The following is a 16,603-nucleotide window of genomic DNA, read 5'->3' as shown; positions in this document are numbered from 1 at the left end:
ATAACGGCTCGCACGCGCCAACGCGACGGCGGAGTGCATCGGCGGCACAGGCGGCGGCCGTCGAAAAGCGGTGCCAGCAGCGCTATCTCGTGGCAATCGCAGGCCCACCAGCGATCTGACCGATCACACCGCAGTGCGCTGCCCCGACTGGACCAGCTGCCGAATGCGGCTTCCTTCGCCACCGCAACAGGCCACCGAGCTTCTGCGGATCATATTGGTGCGCAGTCATATCCATGTGCCGACACACCGAACTGGTCGGTGCCGATCTTGCTGCCGCCACGGACCGATCGCCGAATCCGACAGCACCGCACCGGGTTCGGCACTCCACCCACCCACCGCCGCCCGGGACGCCGGCAGTCCGATAGACGATCGCGCAGGGGCGACCGGAACGAGGTTGACGCTACAACGTTCGTGCGCACTACTGGCCACTCGTTGCTATGTTGCTAGCGTGGGCGAGTCGCCGGGTTCAGCACAGGTCTGGAAGGCTGTCTGTGCGAACGCTTAACGACCCGACACACCGCCGCCCTCGTTCGAGGCACATGATCGAGGGACGTGCACGCGCTCAATGATGAAGTCTTGCTTGTCCAATCGCTGTTCTCGTCTGGAGTCATGTCTTTGACCACACCACAGTCCCCAACGTCCGCGCCCGACACCATCACTGCGCCCGGAGTCTGCCCCGTCCAGCATGATTCGCTGGGCGACACCGATGTCCGAGTACCGTTGTACACGCCGGATTTCGTCGCTGACCCACATCACACCTACGACGAGATGCGCAGCAAATACGGAACGATTGTTCCGGTCCTTTTGGCACCCGGTGTAAAAGCGACCCTCGTGATCGGCCACTCCACCGCGGTCAGAATCCTCAACGACCCCGACCACTTTCCGGCTGATCCGCGAACGTGGCAGAAGACCATTCCTGAGGACTGCCCGGTCCGGCCGATGATGGCGTGGCTGCCCGCGGCGCGCAACAGCGACGGCTTTGAACACAAACGCTTCAGGGATGCGTCCGTTGCGGGCATCGACGGGATCGCCACGGACACTTTGCCTTCCCTCGTCGAGAAGGCCGCTGTCCCGGTGATCAACACCTTCTGTCGGGCAGGCAACGCTGACCTGGTGAGACAGTATGCCTTTCCGCTTGTCCTGGAGGTACTGAACCAGCTGGTCGGCTGCCCGGCCGACATCGGGCAGCGGGTCGCGGCCGGAATGGCCGCGAGATTCGACACGGTCAAGAGCCGCGAAGGCATGATGATGCTCAAACAGGCACTGATGGAGCTGATTCGACTCAAGCGCGAACAGCCCGGCGATGACGTCACTTCGCGGATGACGAGCCATGCCGCCGGGCTCAACGACGACGAGATATTCGCCCAGCTGATGTCCTTCTATGGTGCCGGTTTCGAAGCACAGCGCAATCTGATCACGAATGCACTTCTGCTGATGATCACCGACGACCGATTCGCATTCGGCAATGTCCTCGGTAGGAACCTGTCGACGATCAACGCCCTTGACGAGATTCTGTTCAACGACCCGCCCATGGCGAACTTCTGCACGACGTACCCGCGGCAGCCGGTCATGGTCGACGATATCTGGTTGCCCGCGGACCAGCCGGTCGTCATCAGTCTTACCGCCTGCAATAACGATCCCAAGATCCGCAGGAACAACGACGCGGAGGAGAGCAGTCTCGGCAATCGCTCGCATCTGGCATGGAGCGCTGGGCCACACGCCTGCCCCGCCAAAGACGTTGCCTACCTTACCGTCCAGTTCGCCATTGATCTGCTGTTCGATGCCCTCCCCGACATCGAACTGATCGGCCGTGTGGACGACCTGGTCTGGCGGCCGGGCCCGTTCCACCGCGCTATGACGGCACTGCCGGTCACTTTCTCACCGTCCCCGCCGATGAATATCGTCTAGCTCGACTCTGGTTGGTCCACGGCCCAGCATCAGGACAGCCGGGCCGTTCTGCCGGGTGCCGTCGCGGAACGTAGGCACTCGCTGCGCACGTCCGAACGGACATGCCGCGCGGCCACGAAGGTGTCGCAGGCTCCCGATCAATATCGCCCCGTCGACGCAGGGGTGATCGTGTACCGGGGTGCCGACCGTGCCAGAAGCGCATGGTCTCAACGGACTTGGGCGACCTCGCCCTCTCCGACGATGAGATGGGCTGCCCGAAACTGCTGGAGGGCTGGATGCGCCCGTCCTCACCCGTATCGAAACCATTGGTTGATCGCGGCGAATGGATTGCGGCCAGGTAGCCGACGGCGAGTTCAGTGTCATGGCACATCACGCCACGGGCAACCGACCCGCATCCACCACCGGATCCCATCGATGAGCTGCCGCTTGGTCACACAGGACGACGGCGCGCCTTCTTGCCGCGAGGCAGCAACGGCTCCAACCGCGCCCACGAACCGCCCGGCCCGACATCCCTTTTCGGAGACGGACCGGGCGAGCGGTGCTATCGGATTCAGTTCGCGTTGCCGGACTTCGGGTCGAGCGCCAGCGTCGGCCGTGCTGTCGCCTTGAAGTCGAACATCGCATCGAGCACGCCGGCGCGCTCGTCGTAGGAGTCGTCGCCGATCCGCCCGGTCTTCCAGTTGTCCTCGATGAACCGCAGGATCGAGGTCTGGTCGGTCAGGGTGTGATCGACGAAGTTCGCCTTGGCGTAGGGCGAGATCACCAGCAGCGGCAGCCGCGGACCGTAGCCGCAGCGGCCCTGGTACTTGGCGGGTTTGCCGGTCGGGTCACCGCAGGCGCCGGCCCCGGTGAGCGTGTCTTCCGCAGAACCGGAGGACATAGCGATCGGCGCGGACTTGTGGTCGTACCAGCCGTCGGAGTCGTCGTAGGCGATGACGACCGCGGTGTCCTTCCAGTCCGGCAGCTTCTGCAGGTGGTTGATGCTTTCCACGAGGAACTGCTGCTCGTCCAGCGGATTCGAGTACGCGGCATGACCGTCCTGGTAGCCCGGCGCCTTCAGGTAGCTCACTGCCGGCAGGTGGCCAGCGTCGGCGGCGGCCCAGAAGTCCGACAGGTCGTACTGGTGGTTGGCCTGATCGGTCTGGCCGATCTTGTCCACCGAACTCGGCGGCAGGTGATGCGGGTTCGCCGTCGACTGGTAGTACTGGAACGGCTCGTGGTGCGGGATGTAGTCGGCTTTGGTGTCGAACGCCTTGTCACCGGTCTTACCGGTGCCGCCGAGTGCGACGCCGACGTTGTGGGTGGCGCCGCAGACAGCCTTGCCGTCCTTGGTCTCGGTCGGTTTGAACCCACCCTGGAAGAAGCCCCAGCTGATGTCCTTCTTGTTGAGCAGGTCGCCGATGTTGGTGCCGCTCAGCTGGATCTGATCGCGAGTCGAGCAGTCGTCGCCGAACGGCTGCGGGTCGTCGATGACGGTGCCCTGGTTGTTGCCGGCGTTCTCGACCACGTAGTGCTCCGGGAACGGCTTACCGTCCGGCATGAATTCCTTTGTCACACCGTGGGTCTGGCCGGACACCAGGTTGATCGCGCCGGGCGTCGACGGACCGAAGGTGGTGTTGTAGGAGTTGTCGCTCATCGAGAAGTGCTGGGCGTAGTTCCACAGTGCTGTCACCGAATTGCCGTCGTAGTAGTCCATCACCAGGCCGGGCGCGCCGAAGGTCGGCGGCTTGCAGGCGGCGACCTCGGTGTGCTCGACGAACTGGTCCATCTTGCCGCCGTCGAATGCAGCCTGCTCGTCCTTGTACTCATGGTCCTGGTCGCAGGTCACCTGCTGGTTCGGGCCACCGAGCCGGGTCGGCTGGAACTTGTTCGGGTTGTGCGACAACAGATCCGGGGTGAGTCCGTCCACCTTCGGGGTATCCGGCGAGGCGGTGAACTTCGAACCGTCGGTATTCGCCGCGTTCGGGTAGGTGCCGAAGTAGTGATCGAAGGAGACGTTCTCCTGGAAGATCACCACCACATGCTTGATCGGCGTCGCGGTGTCGGTGTCGGGCGAGGACACCTTGTCCGACGAGCTGGAACACGATGCGGCAGCGAGCGCCAGCAGCGCGGCGAACGCGGCGGCACCGCGACGTCGTCGGCCGAGACAGCGGCGAGCCGAGGCGGACATGGAACCTCCTGGTCGATCCGGATCGCGGCATGCGATCACGGGGGGCGGCGGTCGACTCCGACCGTACCGATCGTGACCATTTCAGCGCACCGTGGTGTGCGCGAAAGTGAACGGAAATCGAAACTCCGGTGAATCAAGGCTCTCGATCAACCGCCAGGCCAGATCCGCCCATAACCAGCCGGATCGCCCGCCTACGGCGCAATCCTATGAGGGCAGGTCGGCGGCTGGTCAGTTCACGGTGGCGGGGCAAGCGAGCGAGCTGCGCGAAGAAGTCATCGATCTGTTCGATCGCGGCGCGAAACACAATCGGTCATTGACTGGATATGTCCATTCCACCCGACCGGGCCATAAGAACCGACCCGACCAGCCGTAACTGCTAGGGCCTGTGTCGAAGTGGTGAGAGCGGGCCGGTAGCGCGCCGTCATTGGTCCAGACGGGCCGGGTTCGGCAGACGAGACGAACGCTGCGTTCACCGGCCCAGGCGAGGGCGGATCGATACATCCCTCGCATACGGTCACAGTATGCAATATTATTTGCCGACATGCTTCCAATGCAATTTACTTTGCATCCAAGGTGATTGGCCAGCACACTGACGACCAGTCGCTTGCTCATGACGGGACCACGATGACTTCTCCCGAGACGGTCGACGTACCGCCTGCCGACACCGAACCGTCGAATCGGCGCCGACCCCGAGCCCGTTGCGTCGCATGCCCTGGCCACCGGATCGGCCGCCCTGTGGGTGTCCCAAGTGTGAACGTGGGCGTCATTGTTGAAGAGCAGGTATCACGATGAGCCCGAACACATTTCACATCAGCGATATAACCCTCGACCCGCCGCCCGGGGTGCACAAGGGGCTCGAGGCCGTTCTCGATGCGGTGCAGACGGCGCTGCGTCAGTCGATTGGGTTGCTGGCGTCGGGAAAGCCGTCGGAACAGCCGGACCTGCTGCACGAATTGGGTCAGCGAGGACTGCTCCAGGACGGACTCGACGACAAACACGATCACGCCGTCATGGTCGACAGTTACGCCTCGTCGCTGGGGAAGATACGCGCTGCCAAGTCGGCGATCAGCCGCCACAACGAAGACGTCCGCGAGGCCTCCTACTCAACCTTCGACACATCGAACGGGACCTTCACGGCCTGCATGGGGAAGGTGCATGAGCTCAAGGGCACACTCAAAACCGCGTCGAAGAGGCACGAGAGCGGCACACCGATGACGCGGGATGAGCTACAGTCCCTGATCACCGCCGCCCTCGACACCGTCGACTACGTGCACGGCAAGGTCAGCTCCGCCGCGAGGCAGATCCATCGCCAAAAGCAGGTCATCGAGAATTCGATCCCGACCTACCACCCCGCCGTGACATACCCGTCCGCGCCCGACCCAACGACAGGGGCGGGGAGCATCGTCCCGATCCCGTTGGGTCCCGGCGCTCCCGGTGCGGTACAGGCTGCGATGAGCCAGGTCGGCGTCCACGAAATAGGCGACAACCATCTGCCGGGGAACAAGCCGTACGACATCGGCGGGCCGTGGTGCGCGGCCTTCGCCACCTGGGCCTGGAAGCAGGCGCATATCCCGTTGAACTGGACCACGAGCACCACCTATGTACCCACGATCTGGGCCGATGCCAAGCGCCACGGGCTTGCCGACAGGGCCTCCGGCGCCCGCGTCGGCGATCTCATCGTCCTCAACGGCGTTGGTCACGTGGGCGTGGTGGAGAAGGTCGATGCCCACGGCAACATCCACACCATCGAGGGCAACTCGGGTGATGCGGTACGCCGACACACGTACCCGCCGGGCAGCAGCTACGTCAACGGCGTCATCCATCCGCCCGCGCACAAGGCCGACACCGCCATGGCCTAGTGAATCGTCATTCTGTTGGGTTTACATAGCGGATGAGGTCGTCTTGGAACACGGCAAGGTAATCGGTGGTGCCGAGGTGTTCGTGGCCGAGCAGTCTCATGGCACTGCGCACCAGAAGGCGACCACTGACGGCGTCACTGGCGAAGATTCTGCGGAAGTCGTACAGAAAGAATCGGATTGGCTGGCCGCCTGGCATCGACGATGCCAGCCTTCGCAGTAGTGGCATTGAGTAGACGTGGTCGCCGCCGCGAGGTCGGCGAGGGTGATGCCGCGGTCGCGGCGCAGTCGCGGCCCCACCGCATCGAGTGCGTCGTCGGTATCACCGTCCACGAGCCCATCTTGCTGGAACAGCAAGATCGCGTGCCAGATCGCGGTGCGCCTCGCCAGACTGAGCACATTCCGACACAAGGAGTCTCGATGAGCACCACCGATGCGGTCAGATTCTGGGACGGCGTCTACGCGGACCGCCCCCGGGTCATCGACCCACAGCCGAATGTTCTTCTCGCCGAAACAGTTTCGACCCTGCCACCCGGCGACGCACTGGATCTCGGGTGCGGCGACGGCGGGGACGCGCTGTGGCTCGCCCGCCGGGGATGGCAGGTCACCGCCGTCGATATCGCCGTCGTGGCGGTCGAGCGGCTCGCCGGCCTCGCCCGCTCCCACGGTATGGGCGACCGGGTTGTCGCTGAGCGGCACGACTTGCGACAGTCCTTCCCGCACGGCCGATTCGACCTGATCTGCGCCCACTACCTGCACACCCCCTTCGACCTGGACCGGGAAACCGTGCTGCGCCGCGCCGCACACGCGCTGCGCCCGGGCGGGCGGCTGCTGGTCGTCGACCACGGTTCGACCGCGCCATGGTCGTGGAACCAGGACCCCGACCCTCGGTACCCGACCCCGAGCGAGGTCGCCGCGGGTATGAACCTGAATCCGGTGACGTGGACGGTCGAGCGCGCCGACGCACCCCGTCGGATCGCGACCGGGCCGGGCGGGCGCACCGCCGAGGTCACCGACCATGTCCTGCTCATCCGCCGTACCGCCTGATGCTCGCGACCAGGGAGACCACCATGCCCAGCACGACAGGCCGCATCCGCCGCCGCGACACCCCGCCGCCTCGGACCGGAAACGACGAGACCGGGACCCTGCGCGGATTCCTCGACTATCTCCGGACCTCGATCGCGGCAAAGGTCGAGGGTGCCCCCGAGCCGCAAGCACGAACTGCCGCAGTACCGTCGGGCACCAACCTGCTCGGCCTGCTCGAGCACCTGACTCACGTCGAACGCTCGATGTTCCTCGGGGACAACGTCACCGACTGGCAGGCGACGTTCCAGGCCGCGCCATCTGACAGTGTCGCCGATGTCGTCGCCCGCTACCGCGACGCGGTCGAGCGTGCCAACGAAATGCTCGACGGCTGTAGCGATCTCGGCACACCCCTGCCACGGCCGCGAGCGGGCCGTCCCGCTCCCAGCGTCCGCTGGGCGCTCACTCACATGATCGAAGAGACCGGCCGCCACGCCGGTCACGCCGACATCCTGCGCGAACTCATCGACGGCACGACTGGACGCTGAGCCCATCCACCTTCCCCGGAAAGGAATTCATGATCATCGCAGTCCGGCCGTCGTCGCGCCGCTTCCTCCGATCTGCCCGTGCGCTGGCGGCCGTCGCGTCCGTCCTCCTGCTCACGATGGGGACCGCGGCCTGCTCCACGACAACCCCCGCCGTCGCCCCTTACGCCGCCGCCACGCACGGGGATCCCCAGTTCGAGAAGGCTTTCCGGCACGAGTTCGCCGATGTCGACGGTGTCCGTATGCACTATGTGACCGGTGGTAGCGGCACACCGGTGGTGCTGATCCACGGTTGGCCCCAGACCTGGTACGGCTGGTGGCCGATCATGCCCGCACTCGCCGAACATCACACCGTTTATGCCGTCGACCTGCCTGGGCTGGGTGACAGCGCCGGTTCACCGACCGGCTATGACAAGGCCACCCTGGCGCGGTACGTGCATGCCCTGATCGCTGACCGGCTCGGGGTGCGGGACGCGCGGGTCGTCGGGCATGACTTCGGCGCCGCGGTCGCGTTCGAGTATGCCGCCCAGTTCCCCGCCGATACCGCGCGTCTGGGCTACCTCGACCTGCCGCTGCCCGGGCCGGCGATCGATGCACGTACCTACCGCTCGCTGAGCTGGCATATCGCCTTCCATTCCCAACGGCAGGTCCCCGAAGCGGTCGTCGGTGACCATGTCCGCGAGTACCTGGGCATGTTCTATCCTCAGGTTTCCTTCGGCGGCACGGCATTCGGTGGCACCTCGGATCGGTCCCCGTTCACCGACACCGACATCGACGAATTCGCACGCACTTACCGCCGGCCCGAGGTCCTGGCGGGCGGCTTCGAGCTCTACCGCGCTCTGGACACCGACGTCCGCAACACCGTAGCCGCAGCACCGACACCTGTCCCGACCCTGGTCATGAGCGCCCAAGGGCAACTCGACGCGATCCGAGGCACTGTCTCGCCACGCCTGACCAACATCGTGCGAGCCGTGGACGTCCCGCACGCGGGGCACTGGCTCGTCGAGGAGAATCCCCAGTTCGTCACTGCGGAACTCGAGCACTTCCTCGACGGATGACCACTGGCTCGCTCGGTGTTGAAGCGGACTGGGCCTCGGTGATGCGAATTCGCCTCCGCCGCAGCGGTAGCCGTTCCCCGAGGCCCAGTCCGCTCGGCGACCCGGGCGTTCGGCCGAAGCCTCCGAAGACTAGGAAACATTCTGTCCCCCGACGCATCTCGGTCTCACTGTGCCGATCGCGTCGACTGAATACGCAGGAAGGATACGACGTGCCGCACTACCGAGTACGTTCCACAACCTCGGCTCCCGTCAGCGCGGTGTGGGGTTTGCTGATCGATGGCCGCAGCTGGCCTCGGTGGTCCTCCGGGCTGGACGAACTGGTCGAGGAACGCTCCAGCGGCCTCGATTCACGCGGCCACGACGGCATCGGCGCGGTTCGAGCATTCCGCACCGGCCGGGTCGTCACCGGTGAGCGACTGACAGAACTCGTGCAGGACCGGCTCCTGGCGTACGAGGACGCCTTCAACTTCGCCATGAAGGACTATCGCGCCGTCGTCGAACTGGAGCCGACTCCCATGGGCGGAACGACCATCATCTGGCGCGGCACCTGGCGTATGCGGCCCGGGATCGGCTGGACCATGCCCTTCGTCCTTCCCCGGGTGATGCAGCGCATGGCCGACGACCTCGCCGACTACGCAGCCACCGCGGCGGGGCCGCACACCACCCGACCGTGACCAGCGTCGCCCGGGCGACAGGTCCGCTACATCGCAGCCGGGAAACCGGCCGTGCGAACCCCCGGCGACCGGCTGGCACGGTGCGGTGGATCAGTCCTTGCTGTGCCGGAAACTGAGTCGGGATCTGCGCAGACCGCTGAACGCATAGCCGGCCGTCCACACCGAAATCACAATGAGCACAACGAACATCGGTAGCCAGCTGTCCTTATGATGATCGACGCTCCACCAGACCACCGTAAACAGAATCGCGCAGATGAACAGCAGGATGTCGCGCAAGCTGCCGCGATAGGAGCCGGCCGCTCTGCGCAGCGGCCGGTATCGGTTGACGGTCGCAACCAGGTCGTCGATGCGACTATCAATGCTCTGTTGCAGTTCGGCTCGCCGCTGCACCTGCTCCGCAGGTAGGTGGTCCAACAGCTCCATATCCTGCTTGATCGCCTTGCGGATATCCGGGCCCCTCAGATATCCCGCCGCCGCACCGAGAGCCACTCCACCAGCGATGGGCGCAATCCCCACGGCAAGGTCGGCCAAAGCGGGCATGCTTACGTCTCCTTAGCCTCGATCCGTGGCGGTAATCTGGCTGTCGAGATGTCCTGAAATCGAGAAAGCGCCTTCTGAGCTGGGATGATTGCTCACGCAAGAATCAAGACCAGCACAGGCGGACACTTTCGGTGCGATTGTTGCACAGGTCCGCCGGGGACTCGGCGAGGTTCGACGACGACAACCTCACGTCGGTGGCCGGGCCGGTCCCGGTGCCGAATTTGGCCGAGCAGACCCGGTCTGACCAGCATGTTCGACGAGAAGATCACGATCGCCGCGCCGGTGCCGCGACCATGCGATTCGCATCCGATCCATGAATCCCATTGTCGGACAATGAATTCAGTGATCAGCCCGGCATTCGCGCCGGTTGCGACTACGCTCGAAAGCGTATTAGTTCAATGTCTGAACAAAAGAGGGTCGATTATGGTGACGCCAACCCCTGCAGACAAGTTCTCGTTCGGGTTGTGGACGGTGGGATGGCGGGGACGGGACCCCTTCGGGGATGCCACCCGGCCGGAGCTGGACGCGGTCGACGCGGTGCACCGGCTCGCGGAGCTGGGGGCATACGGCCTCACCTTCCACGACGACGATCTGTTCCCGTTCGGCGCGTCCACCGCCGAACGACAGCGGCACATCGAACGGCTGCGGAAAGCGCTGTCCGAAACCGGACTGGTCGTACCGATGGTCACGACCAATCTGTTCACCCATCCGGTGTTCAAGGATGGCGGGTTCACCAGCAACGACCGGGACGTGCGCCGGTTCGCGCTGCGCAAGGTGCTGCGCAATGTGGAGCTGGCGGTCGACATCGGCGCGCGCACCTACGTGTTGTGGGGCGGGCGCGAAGGCGCGGAGTACGACAGCGCCAAGGATGTGCGCGCAGCGCTGGACCGCTACCGCGAAAGCCTCAACCTGCTCACCGCATTCGTGCACGACCGCGGCTACGACCTGCGCTTCGCCATAGAACCCAAGCCGAACGAGCCGCGCGGCGACATCCTGCTCCCGACCGTCGGGCACGCGCTGGCGTTCATCGCCACGCTGGAGCATCAGGAGCTGGTCGGGGTCAATCCCGAAGTGGGACACGAACAGATGGCCGGATTGAACTTCGCGCACGCCATCGCTCAGGCGCTGTGGCAGGGCAAGCTGTTCCACATCGACCTCAACGCCCAGCGCGGCGCCAAATACGACCAGGACCTGGTATTCGGGCACGGCGATCTAATGAACGCCTTCAGCCTGGTAGACCTGCTGGAGAACGGCGGCCCGGACGGCGCACCCGCCTACGATGGACCCCGACACTTCGACTACAAGCCCTCGCGCACCGAGGACACTGCCGGCGTGTGGGATTCGGCCGCGGCCAACATGCGGAACTATCTGCTGCTCAAGGAGCGTGCCCTGGCCTTCCGCACCGATCCGGAAGTGCAGCAAGCCATTTCGGAATCGGGGGTCGCCGATCTGCGCACCCCGACGCTCGCGCCCGGCGAAACCCACGCCGATCTGCTGGCCGATCCGGCCCTGGCCGAGTTCGACGCTGACAAGGCCGCCCAGCGCGGGTACGGATTCGTCCGGCTGAACCAGCTGGCGTTGGAACACCTGCTCGGTGCGCGGTGATCGCATGACTCTGGTCGCCGGGATCGACTCCTCTAGCCAATCGTGCAAGGTCGTCATCCGCGAGGCCGAGACCGGGCGGCTGATGCGGACCGGTCGCGCATCGCATCCATCCGGAACCGAGGTGCATCCGAAGCACTGGTGGTCGGCGTTGCAGCGCGCGGTCGCCGACGCGGGTGGTCTCGACGATGTCGCCGCTCTCGGCATTGCCGGACAGCAGCACGGGCTGGTGTGTCTGGACGAGTCGGGCCGGGTGGTGCGAGACGCGCTGCTGTGGAACGACACTCGGTCCGCCGACGCAGCGCGGGATCTGGTCGCCGAACTCGGTGCGGCGGCCTGGGCGGAGCGCACCGGATCGGTCCCGGTGGCATCGTTCACCGTGACCAAGCTGCGCTGGCTGGCCGAGCACGAACCCGACAATCTCGCCCGGACGGCGGCGGTCTGCCTGCCGCACGACTGGCTCACGTGGCAGTTGCGTGGCGGCGGTCCGGAACTGGTGACGACCGACCGCTCCGATGCCTCGGGCACCGGCTATTTCGACTCCCGCACCGGCGAATACTGCCGTGATCTGATCGAGTTGGCCTGCGGCCGTGGCGATCTGATGCTGCCACGAGTGCTGGCACCCGACGAATCCACGGTGGCGGCGTCTGGGCTGCGGTTGACGGCCGGTGCGGGTGACAATGCGGCCGCTCGGCTGGGACTCGCCGCCGATACGGATGTGGTGGTGTCACTGGGAACCTCGGGGGTGGTGTCGGCCAGTTCGGCAGTGCGCCCCGCTGACCCGAGCGGGATCGTCGCCGGTTTCGCCGATGCCACCGATCGCCATCTACCGCTGGTGTGCACCCTCAATGCCGCGCGGGTGCTGGACACCGTCGCCGGGATGCTCGGCATCGGGCTGCCGCGGCTGAGCGAGCTGGCGCTCTCGGCGCCCGCCGGGGCTGAGGGTGTCGTGCTCGTGCCGTACCTGAACGGCGAGCGAACTCCCAACCTGCCCAAGGCAACCGGAGCGCTGCACGGTCTCACCACCGACACCACGACTCCGGCCAATTTCGCCCGCGCCGCCGTCGAGGGCATGCTCTGCGGTATCGCCGTGGGGCTGGAAGCGCTTGCGGCACATGGTGTTTCAATCCCCGCCGTGCGGTTGATCGGTGGTGCCGCCGCGCTGCCCGCGGTGCGGGAGATCGCACCGACGGTGTTCGGGGTCCCGGTGCTCATACCCGACCCGGGGGAGTATGTCGCGGACGGAGCCGCGCGGCAGGCCGCCTGGGTCACCACCGGAGGAGCCGAGTTGCCCGCATGGCCGGAACCTGCACTGGAGCGCTTCGATGCCCCGCCGTCGCAAGCGCTGTGGGACCGATACCGGGCCGCGCAATTGCGGTATCTCGAGCGATGACCCGATCGACGGGCCCCGTCCACCTGCGGCATGTCCGTAGCGGGAATCTACGGTCGCTGCTGCTGGCCATACTGGACGGCCCAGCATCGCGGGCCGAACTGGCCCAGCGCACCGGACTGACCAAGGCCACCATCGCCAGTCTGGTGGAACCGCTGCTACAGCAACGTCTTCTCATCGAAGACGAGCTCGTGAACAGCGGGCGTGGCAGGCCCTCGCGTCCGCTGCGGATATCGGACGGAGCTCCCGCTGCGGTCGGCGCGGAGATCAATGTGCGCCACGTCACCGTGATCGTGCAACGGCTGGACGGATCGACCGAATCCGAACAGCGCATCGAGGCCGACAACCGGCGTAGCAGCGCCGATGACCTTGTCGACCGGCTGGCTGACCTCGTCCGCACGGTGCGGGGCGAATCCGGTCGCGACCTGCTCGGGATCGGGCTGGCCGTGCCGGGAATCGTGCGGGACGGTGAGGTCGTGCACGCGCCGAATGTGCCCGGCCTCACCGGAATCCGCGTCGGTGACCGGTTGGCCCGAGCGCTCGGAGAGCCGGGGGTAGCGGTGGACAACGAAGCCAATCTGGCTGCCTTGGCCCACGTTTGGCCGCACCGTCTGGTCGGCGACGACTTCGTCTACGTCTCCGGTGATGTCGGCATCGGTGCCGGAATCGTGATCGGCGGAGCCCTCTACCGTGGCGGCAGTGGATTCGCCGGGGAACTCGGGCACGTCGCCATCGAGCGCGCCGGTCGCCACTGCACCTGTGGCAGTCACGGCTGCGTCGAGCAATACGCCGGTCTGCACGCCATTCTCCGCGCCGCCGACAGGCGGGGCCTAGACTCGCTGCTGCCTGCGTTGCGCGATGGCGACCGGCGCGCTCGCGCGGCAGTCGACTGCGCGGGCTCGGCTCTGGGCACCGCGCTCGCATCCCTGGTCAACGTCTGCGACATCGGGACTATCGTGCTCGGCGGCAATTACTCCGCATTCTTCGACGAACTCGCCCCCGGCGTGCGCAACGGACTCGGCGCGGGCGTGCTAGCCGCCGCCCACCGCCAGATACGTCTGGCTGCCTCGCCGCTGGGTCGTAATGCCGTCGCTAGTGGCGCCGCAGCCCTCATCACCCGCCGCTACTGTCTCGAGCCGGAACTCCTGCTGACCCGGAGGTCTTCCCTTTCCCCACAGGACTGACAGATGCCATTTGCGAGGCCGCCATCGACGCTCTACGCGGAAGGCAGGTCCTTCATATCCGGCTGACTGGAGGGATCTGGGGTCTGCCAGTGAGCGGCTGGCGACTCATCTGCGGTTCCAATCTCTAGTTCATCTGCGCTCACGCAGCCGCAGCGCGGTGACGCTGCCGCCGAAGCCGGAGCCGATCACCAGCACGTCATAGTGCGTCATATGCCCTACCCTCCGGTGCGAACCAGCTCGTAGTCACGGGCATCGAAATGGGTCCGCTTGTCGTACTCGCTCATCCGGCCCGGCCAGTTCGTCGTCACCCGTCCACTCGCCTCGCGATACCAGCTGGTGCACTTGGTCCACACCGTATGTTCGAGCCGCCCCTGGATCTCCTCGTCGAAGCGGGACTCCACCTCCGGCCGCACCGACAGATAACCCCGCACACCACGCAGATGCTCGACCGCCTGGCGCACGTAACGCGCCTGCCGCTCGTGCATATAGATGATCGAGCCCGCACCGAGATTGGTATTCGGCCCGTACATGATGAACATATTCGGGAAATCCGGCACGGTCAGTCCCTGGTAGGCGCGCGCACCACCCGACCACACCTCGCTCAGCTCCTTGCCGCCGATTCCGCGAATCGCCATGGGCGCCAAGAACTGCGTGGCATTGAAGCCGGTGCAGTAGACGATGACATCGACCTCATAGCGCGCGCCGTCCTCGGTGCGCACACCGGTCGCGGTGATCTCGGCGATGCGCGAGGTCTCCACGTGCACATTCGGCTGCGCCACCGCCGGGTAATAGTTGCTCGCCATCAGTCCGCGTTTGCACCCGGCCGCATAATCCGGTGTCATCTTGGCCAGCAGTTCGGGATCGGAGATCTGCGCCGCGCGATGCCGGTTCGCCCATCCGGAGATCACCTCCGCGATGCGTCCGTTGCCTTCCAGCCCGGAGGTCACCAGCTCGTAGAACGCATACCAGCCCAACCGCTCGGCGCGCTGGATCACCGGGAACTTCCTGCCGATCGACAGTTTGTCCAGTGCGTTGAGCTTCGGTGGCACGTAATAGCTTTCGATCTTCGGGATGATCCACGGCGCCGACCGCTGGAATACCGTCAACTGCCCGACCTCGGGCTGAATCGCCGGAATGATCTGAATGGCGCTGGCACCCGTGCCGATGATCGCGACCCGCTTGCCGGTCAGCTCGACATCGTGATCCCACCGCGCGGAATGGAACGCATCCCCACCGAAGGAATCCATGCCCGAAATGCTCGGCCACACCGGACGCGACAACTGACCGACCGCGGGCACGAACACATCCGCCTCGAGCACCTCACCGTCGGTTGTGCGCACCTGCCACACGCCACGATCGGCGTCGAAGTCGGCCGAGGCGACCTCCACACCGAAGCGCATGTGCTTGTCCAGGTCGTAGCGCCGCGCGACATCGCGCATATACGCGAGGATGTCGGGTTGTTCGGCGAACCGCTTGGGCCAGTGCGCATTCGGGGCGAAGGAGAACGAATACAGGTCCGACGGTGCGTCACAGGCCGCGCCCGGATAGGTATTGTCCCGCCAGACTCCGCCGAGTCCGTCGGCCTTATCGATGATGGTGTACGCGTCATAACCGTGGCGCTCGAGCTCGAGCGCGGCCGCGAGACCGCCGAAGCCGGCGCCGACGATGAGCACAGACGGAGTGCTGGTCATGTCGATAACTGTATGAACGCCGACACAGTTGCCGAGAGAGCGCCGCGGCCACAAAATCGACATTTTCGGCCATAGCCGTCCCGCGCATCAGACGGACTTCGGCTCCATCGGCATCACGGCAGGGCAGCCGATCGACCTCGGATTCCTGCGCGGCGATCAAAAAGGGCCCGAAAGACCGCGGTCACGACGCGACCGGGACGACATCCGGCTCGGCCTTTCGATCGGCATGGAATCCCGGAAGATACCGATCGACGAACGGAATCAGCACCTGGATCAACGGCCCGATCCCGAACGCGTACACCACGGTCCCCACGCCGACACTGCCACCCAATAGCCAGCCGGTCGCCAACACCGACACCTCGATCCCGGTCCGCACCAACCGAACCGACCATCCCGTCCGTCGAACCAGTCCGGTCATCAGTCCATCACGCGGTCCCGGCCCCATGCCCGCACCGATATAGAGCACCGTGGCCACCGCATTCAAAACCACCGCGGCACCCATAGCGCCGATCCGCACCGGCAGTACATCCCACACCGGCAGCATCCACAACCCGATATCGACCGATACCCCGATGACCACGACATTGCTCACCGTCCCCAGACCGGGCCGCTGCCGCAATGGAATCCACGCCAACAGCACCGCGACTCCGGTGACCGCGGTCACCGCACCGAAACTGATCGGCACATGCCCGGCCACCCCTTGGTGGAACACATCCCAGGGATCCAACCCCAGCCCAGCCCGAATCATCACCGCCATCGAAAACCCGTACAGCCACAACCCGACATAGAGCGCCACCAACCGCCGAACCAACATCAGCCCAGCATGCCGAGAACTGGCCTCTCGAAACAGAGCCAATTGCCGATCACTGGCCTCGCTACCGGCTCGCGTGTGAGAACCAATTCCGACCTGAGGCCCAGTGTGGCAGTAACGATTCGGCTCGCTGCTCGGAGTCGCCGCGGCG

General features: G+C 65.5%; 13 protein-coding genes. 9 read left to right on the top strand and 4 right to left on the bottom strand.

From position 1 onward, the window contains the following. Positions 1–609 precede the first annotated feature (609 nt). Positions 610–1,908 (top strand): cytochrome P450, encoded by a 1,299-nt coding sequence (locus ACWEO2_RS02105; RefSeq protein ID WP_452403710.1) that lies wholly within the window; start codon positions 610–612, stop codon positions 1,906–1,908. Between the two features lie 550 nt (positions 1,909–2,458). On the opposite strand, the gene ACWEO2_RS02100 is transcribed toward ACWEO2_RS02105, so the two are convergent. Further along, complete coding sequence (locus tag ACWEO2_RS02100) at positions 2,459–4,078, bottom strand: phospholipase C (RefSeq protein WP_452403623.1); 1,620 nt, start codon at positions 4,076–4,078, stop codon at positions 2,459–2,461. A 788-nt stretch (positions 4,079–4,866) separates the two neighbouring features. On the opposite strand from ACWEO2_RS02100, the gene ACWEO2_RS02095 reads away from it, so the two are divergent. The 5 genes from ACWEO2_RS02095 to ACWEO2_RS02075 all read left to right on the top strand — a co-directional run bounded on the left by ACWEO2_RS02095 (position 4,867) and on the right by ACWEO2_RS02075 (position 9,234). Continuing rightward, the gene (locus ACWEO2_RS02095; RefSeq protein ID WP_452403622.1) at positions 4,867–5,937 is read left to right on the top strand and encodes a CHAP domain-containing protein; all 1,071 of its coding nucleotides are present in this window, start codon (positions 4,867–4,869) and stop codon (positions 5,935–5,937) included. A 417-nt stretch (positions 5,938–6,354) separates the two neighbouring features. Further along, complete coding sequence (locus ACWEO2_RS02090) at positions 6,355–6,981, top strand: class I SAM-dependent methyltransferase (protein WP_452403621.1); 627 nt, start codon at positions 6,355–6,357, stop codon at positions 6,979–6,981. A gap of 23 nt (positions 6,982–7,004) precedes the next feature. Next, the gene (locus tag ACWEO2_RS02085; protein WP_452403620.1) at positions 7,005–7,505 is read left to right on the top strand and encodes a DinB family protein; all 501 of its coding nucleotides are present in this window, start codon (positions 7,005–7,007) and stop codon (positions 7,503–7,505) included. 29 nt (positions 7,506–7,534) lie between these two features. Continuing rightward, entirely contained in the window at positions 7,535–8,560 is a 1,026-nt protein-coding gene (locus ACWEO2_RS02080; RefSeq protein WP_452403619.1) for an alpha/beta fold hydrolase, read from the top strand. A 209-nt stretch (positions 8,561–8,769) separates the two neighbouring features. Beyond that, positions 8,770–9,234, top strand: a complete 465-nt coding sequence (locus tag ACWEO2_RS02075) for an SRPBCC family protein (RefSeq protein ID WP_452403618.1) — start codon at positions 8,770–8,772, stop codon at positions 9,232–9,234. Between the two features lie 90 nt (positions 9,235–9,324). On the opposite strand, the gene ACWEO2_RS02070 is transcribed toward ACWEO2_RS02075, so the two are convergent. After that, complete coding sequence (locus ACWEO2_RS02070) at positions 9,325–9,774, bottom strand: hypothetical protein (protein ID WP_452403617.1); 450 nt, start codon at positions 9,772–9,774, stop codon at positions 9,325–9,327. Between the two features lie 423 nt (positions 9,775–10,197). Between ACWEO2_RS02070 and xylA the strand changes: the two genes are divergently transcribed. Genes xylA through ACWEO2_RS02055 form a run of 3 tightly spaced genes read left to right on the top strand, consistent with a single transcriptional unit; the run spans position 10,198 to position 13,950 of the window. Then, complete coding sequence (gene xylA / locus ACWEO2_RS02065) at positions 10,198–11,379, top strand: xylose isomerase (RefSeq protein WP_452403616.1); 1,182 nt, start codon at positions 10,198–10,200, stop codon at positions 11,377–11,379. 4 nt (positions 11,380–11,383) lie between these two features. Further along, entirely contained in the window at positions 11,384–12,769 is a 1,386-nt protein-coding gene (locus tag ACWEO2_RS02060; RefSeq protein WP_452403615.1) for a xylulokinase, read from the top strand. Next, a complete protein-coding gene (locus ACWEO2_RS02055) occupies positions 12,766–13,950 on the top strand; it encodes an ROK family protein (RefSeq protein WP_452403614.1) in 1,185 nt (394 codons plus the stop codon). The genes ACWEO2_RS02060 and ACWEO2_RS02055 overlap by 4 nt, the downstream gene beginning before the upstream one ends. A gap of 215 nt (positions 13,951–14,165) precedes the next feature. Here the strand turns inward: ACWEO2_RS02055 and ACWEO2_RS02050 are convergent, their stop codons facing one another. Next, the gene (locus ACWEO2_RS02050) at positions 14,166–15,641 is read right to left on the bottom strand and encodes a flavin-containing monooxygenase (RefSeq protein WP_452403613.1); all 1,476 of its coding nucleotides are present in this window, start codon (positions 15,639–15,641) and stop codon (positions 14,166–14,168) included. Positions 15,642–15,822: 181 nt separating this feature from the next. Further along, positions 15,823–16,455 (bottom strand): membrane protein YczE, encoded by a 633-nt coding sequence (gene yczE / locus ACWEO2_RS02045; protein WP_452403612.1) that lies wholly within the window; start codon positions 16,453–16,455, stop codon positions 15,823–15,825. Positions 16,456–16,603 lie beyond the last annotated feature (148 nt).

Source organism: Nocardia sp. NPDC004278, assembly GCF_053602975.1.
This window is presented reverse-complemented; position numbering and strand designations above follow the sequence as displayed.

What these genes read in the sequence shown, in the direction of transcription:
- ACWEO2_RS02055 (WP_452403614.1), top strand. Translation starts at nt 12,766, where the DNA reads ATGACCCGATCGACGGGCCCCGTCCACCTGCGGCATGTCCGTAGCGGG.
- ACWEO2_RS02095 (WP_452403622.1), top strand. Translation starts at nt 4,867, where the DNA reads ATGAGCCCGAACACATTTCACATCAGCGATATAACCCTCGACCCGCCG.
- ACWEO2_RS02050 (WP_452403613.1), bottom strand. Translation starts at nt 15,641, where the DNA reads ATGACCAGCACTCCGTCTGTGCTCATCGTCGGCGCCGGCTTCGGCGGT.
- ACWEO2_RS02070 (WP_452403617.1), bottom strand. Translation starts at nt 9,774, where the DNA reads ATGCCCGCTTTGGCCGACCTTGCCGTGGGGATTGCGCCCATCGCTGGT.
- ACWEO2_RS02100 (WP_452403623.1), bottom strand. Translation starts at nt 4,078, where the DNA reads ATGTCCGCCTCGGCTCGCCGCTGTCTCGGCCGACGACGTCGCGGTGCC.
- ACWEO2_RS02080 (WP_452403619.1), top strand. Translation starts at nt 7,535, where the DNA reads ATGATCATCGCAGTCCGGCCGTCGTCGCGCCGCTTCCTCCGATCTGCC.
- yczE (WP_452403612.1), bottom strand. Translation starts at nt 16,455, where the DNA reads ATGTTGGTTCGGCGGTTGGTGGCGCTCTATGTCGGGTTGTGGCTGTAC.
- xylA (WP_452403616.1), top strand. Translation starts at nt 10,198, where the DNA reads ATGGTGACGCCAACCCCTGCAGACAAGTTCTCGTTCGGGTTGTGGACG.
- ACWEO2_RS02085 (WP_452403620.1), top strand. Translation starts at nt 7,005, where the DNA reads ATGCCCAGCACGACAGGCCGCATCCGCCGCCGCGACACCCCGCCGCCT.
- ACWEO2_RS02060 (WP_452403615.1), top strand. Translation starts at nt 11,384, where the DNA reads ATGACTCTGGTCGCCGGGATCGACTCCTCTAGCCAATCGTGCAAGGTC.
- ACWEO2_RS02090 (WP_452403621.1), top strand. Translation starts at nt 6,355, where the DNA reads ATGAGCACCACCGATGCGGTCAGATTCTGGGACGGCGTCTACGCGGAC.
- ACWEO2_RS02105 (WP_452403710.1), top strand. Translation starts at nt 610, where the DNA reads ATGTCTTTGACCACACCACAGTCCCCAACGTCCGCGCCCGACACCATC.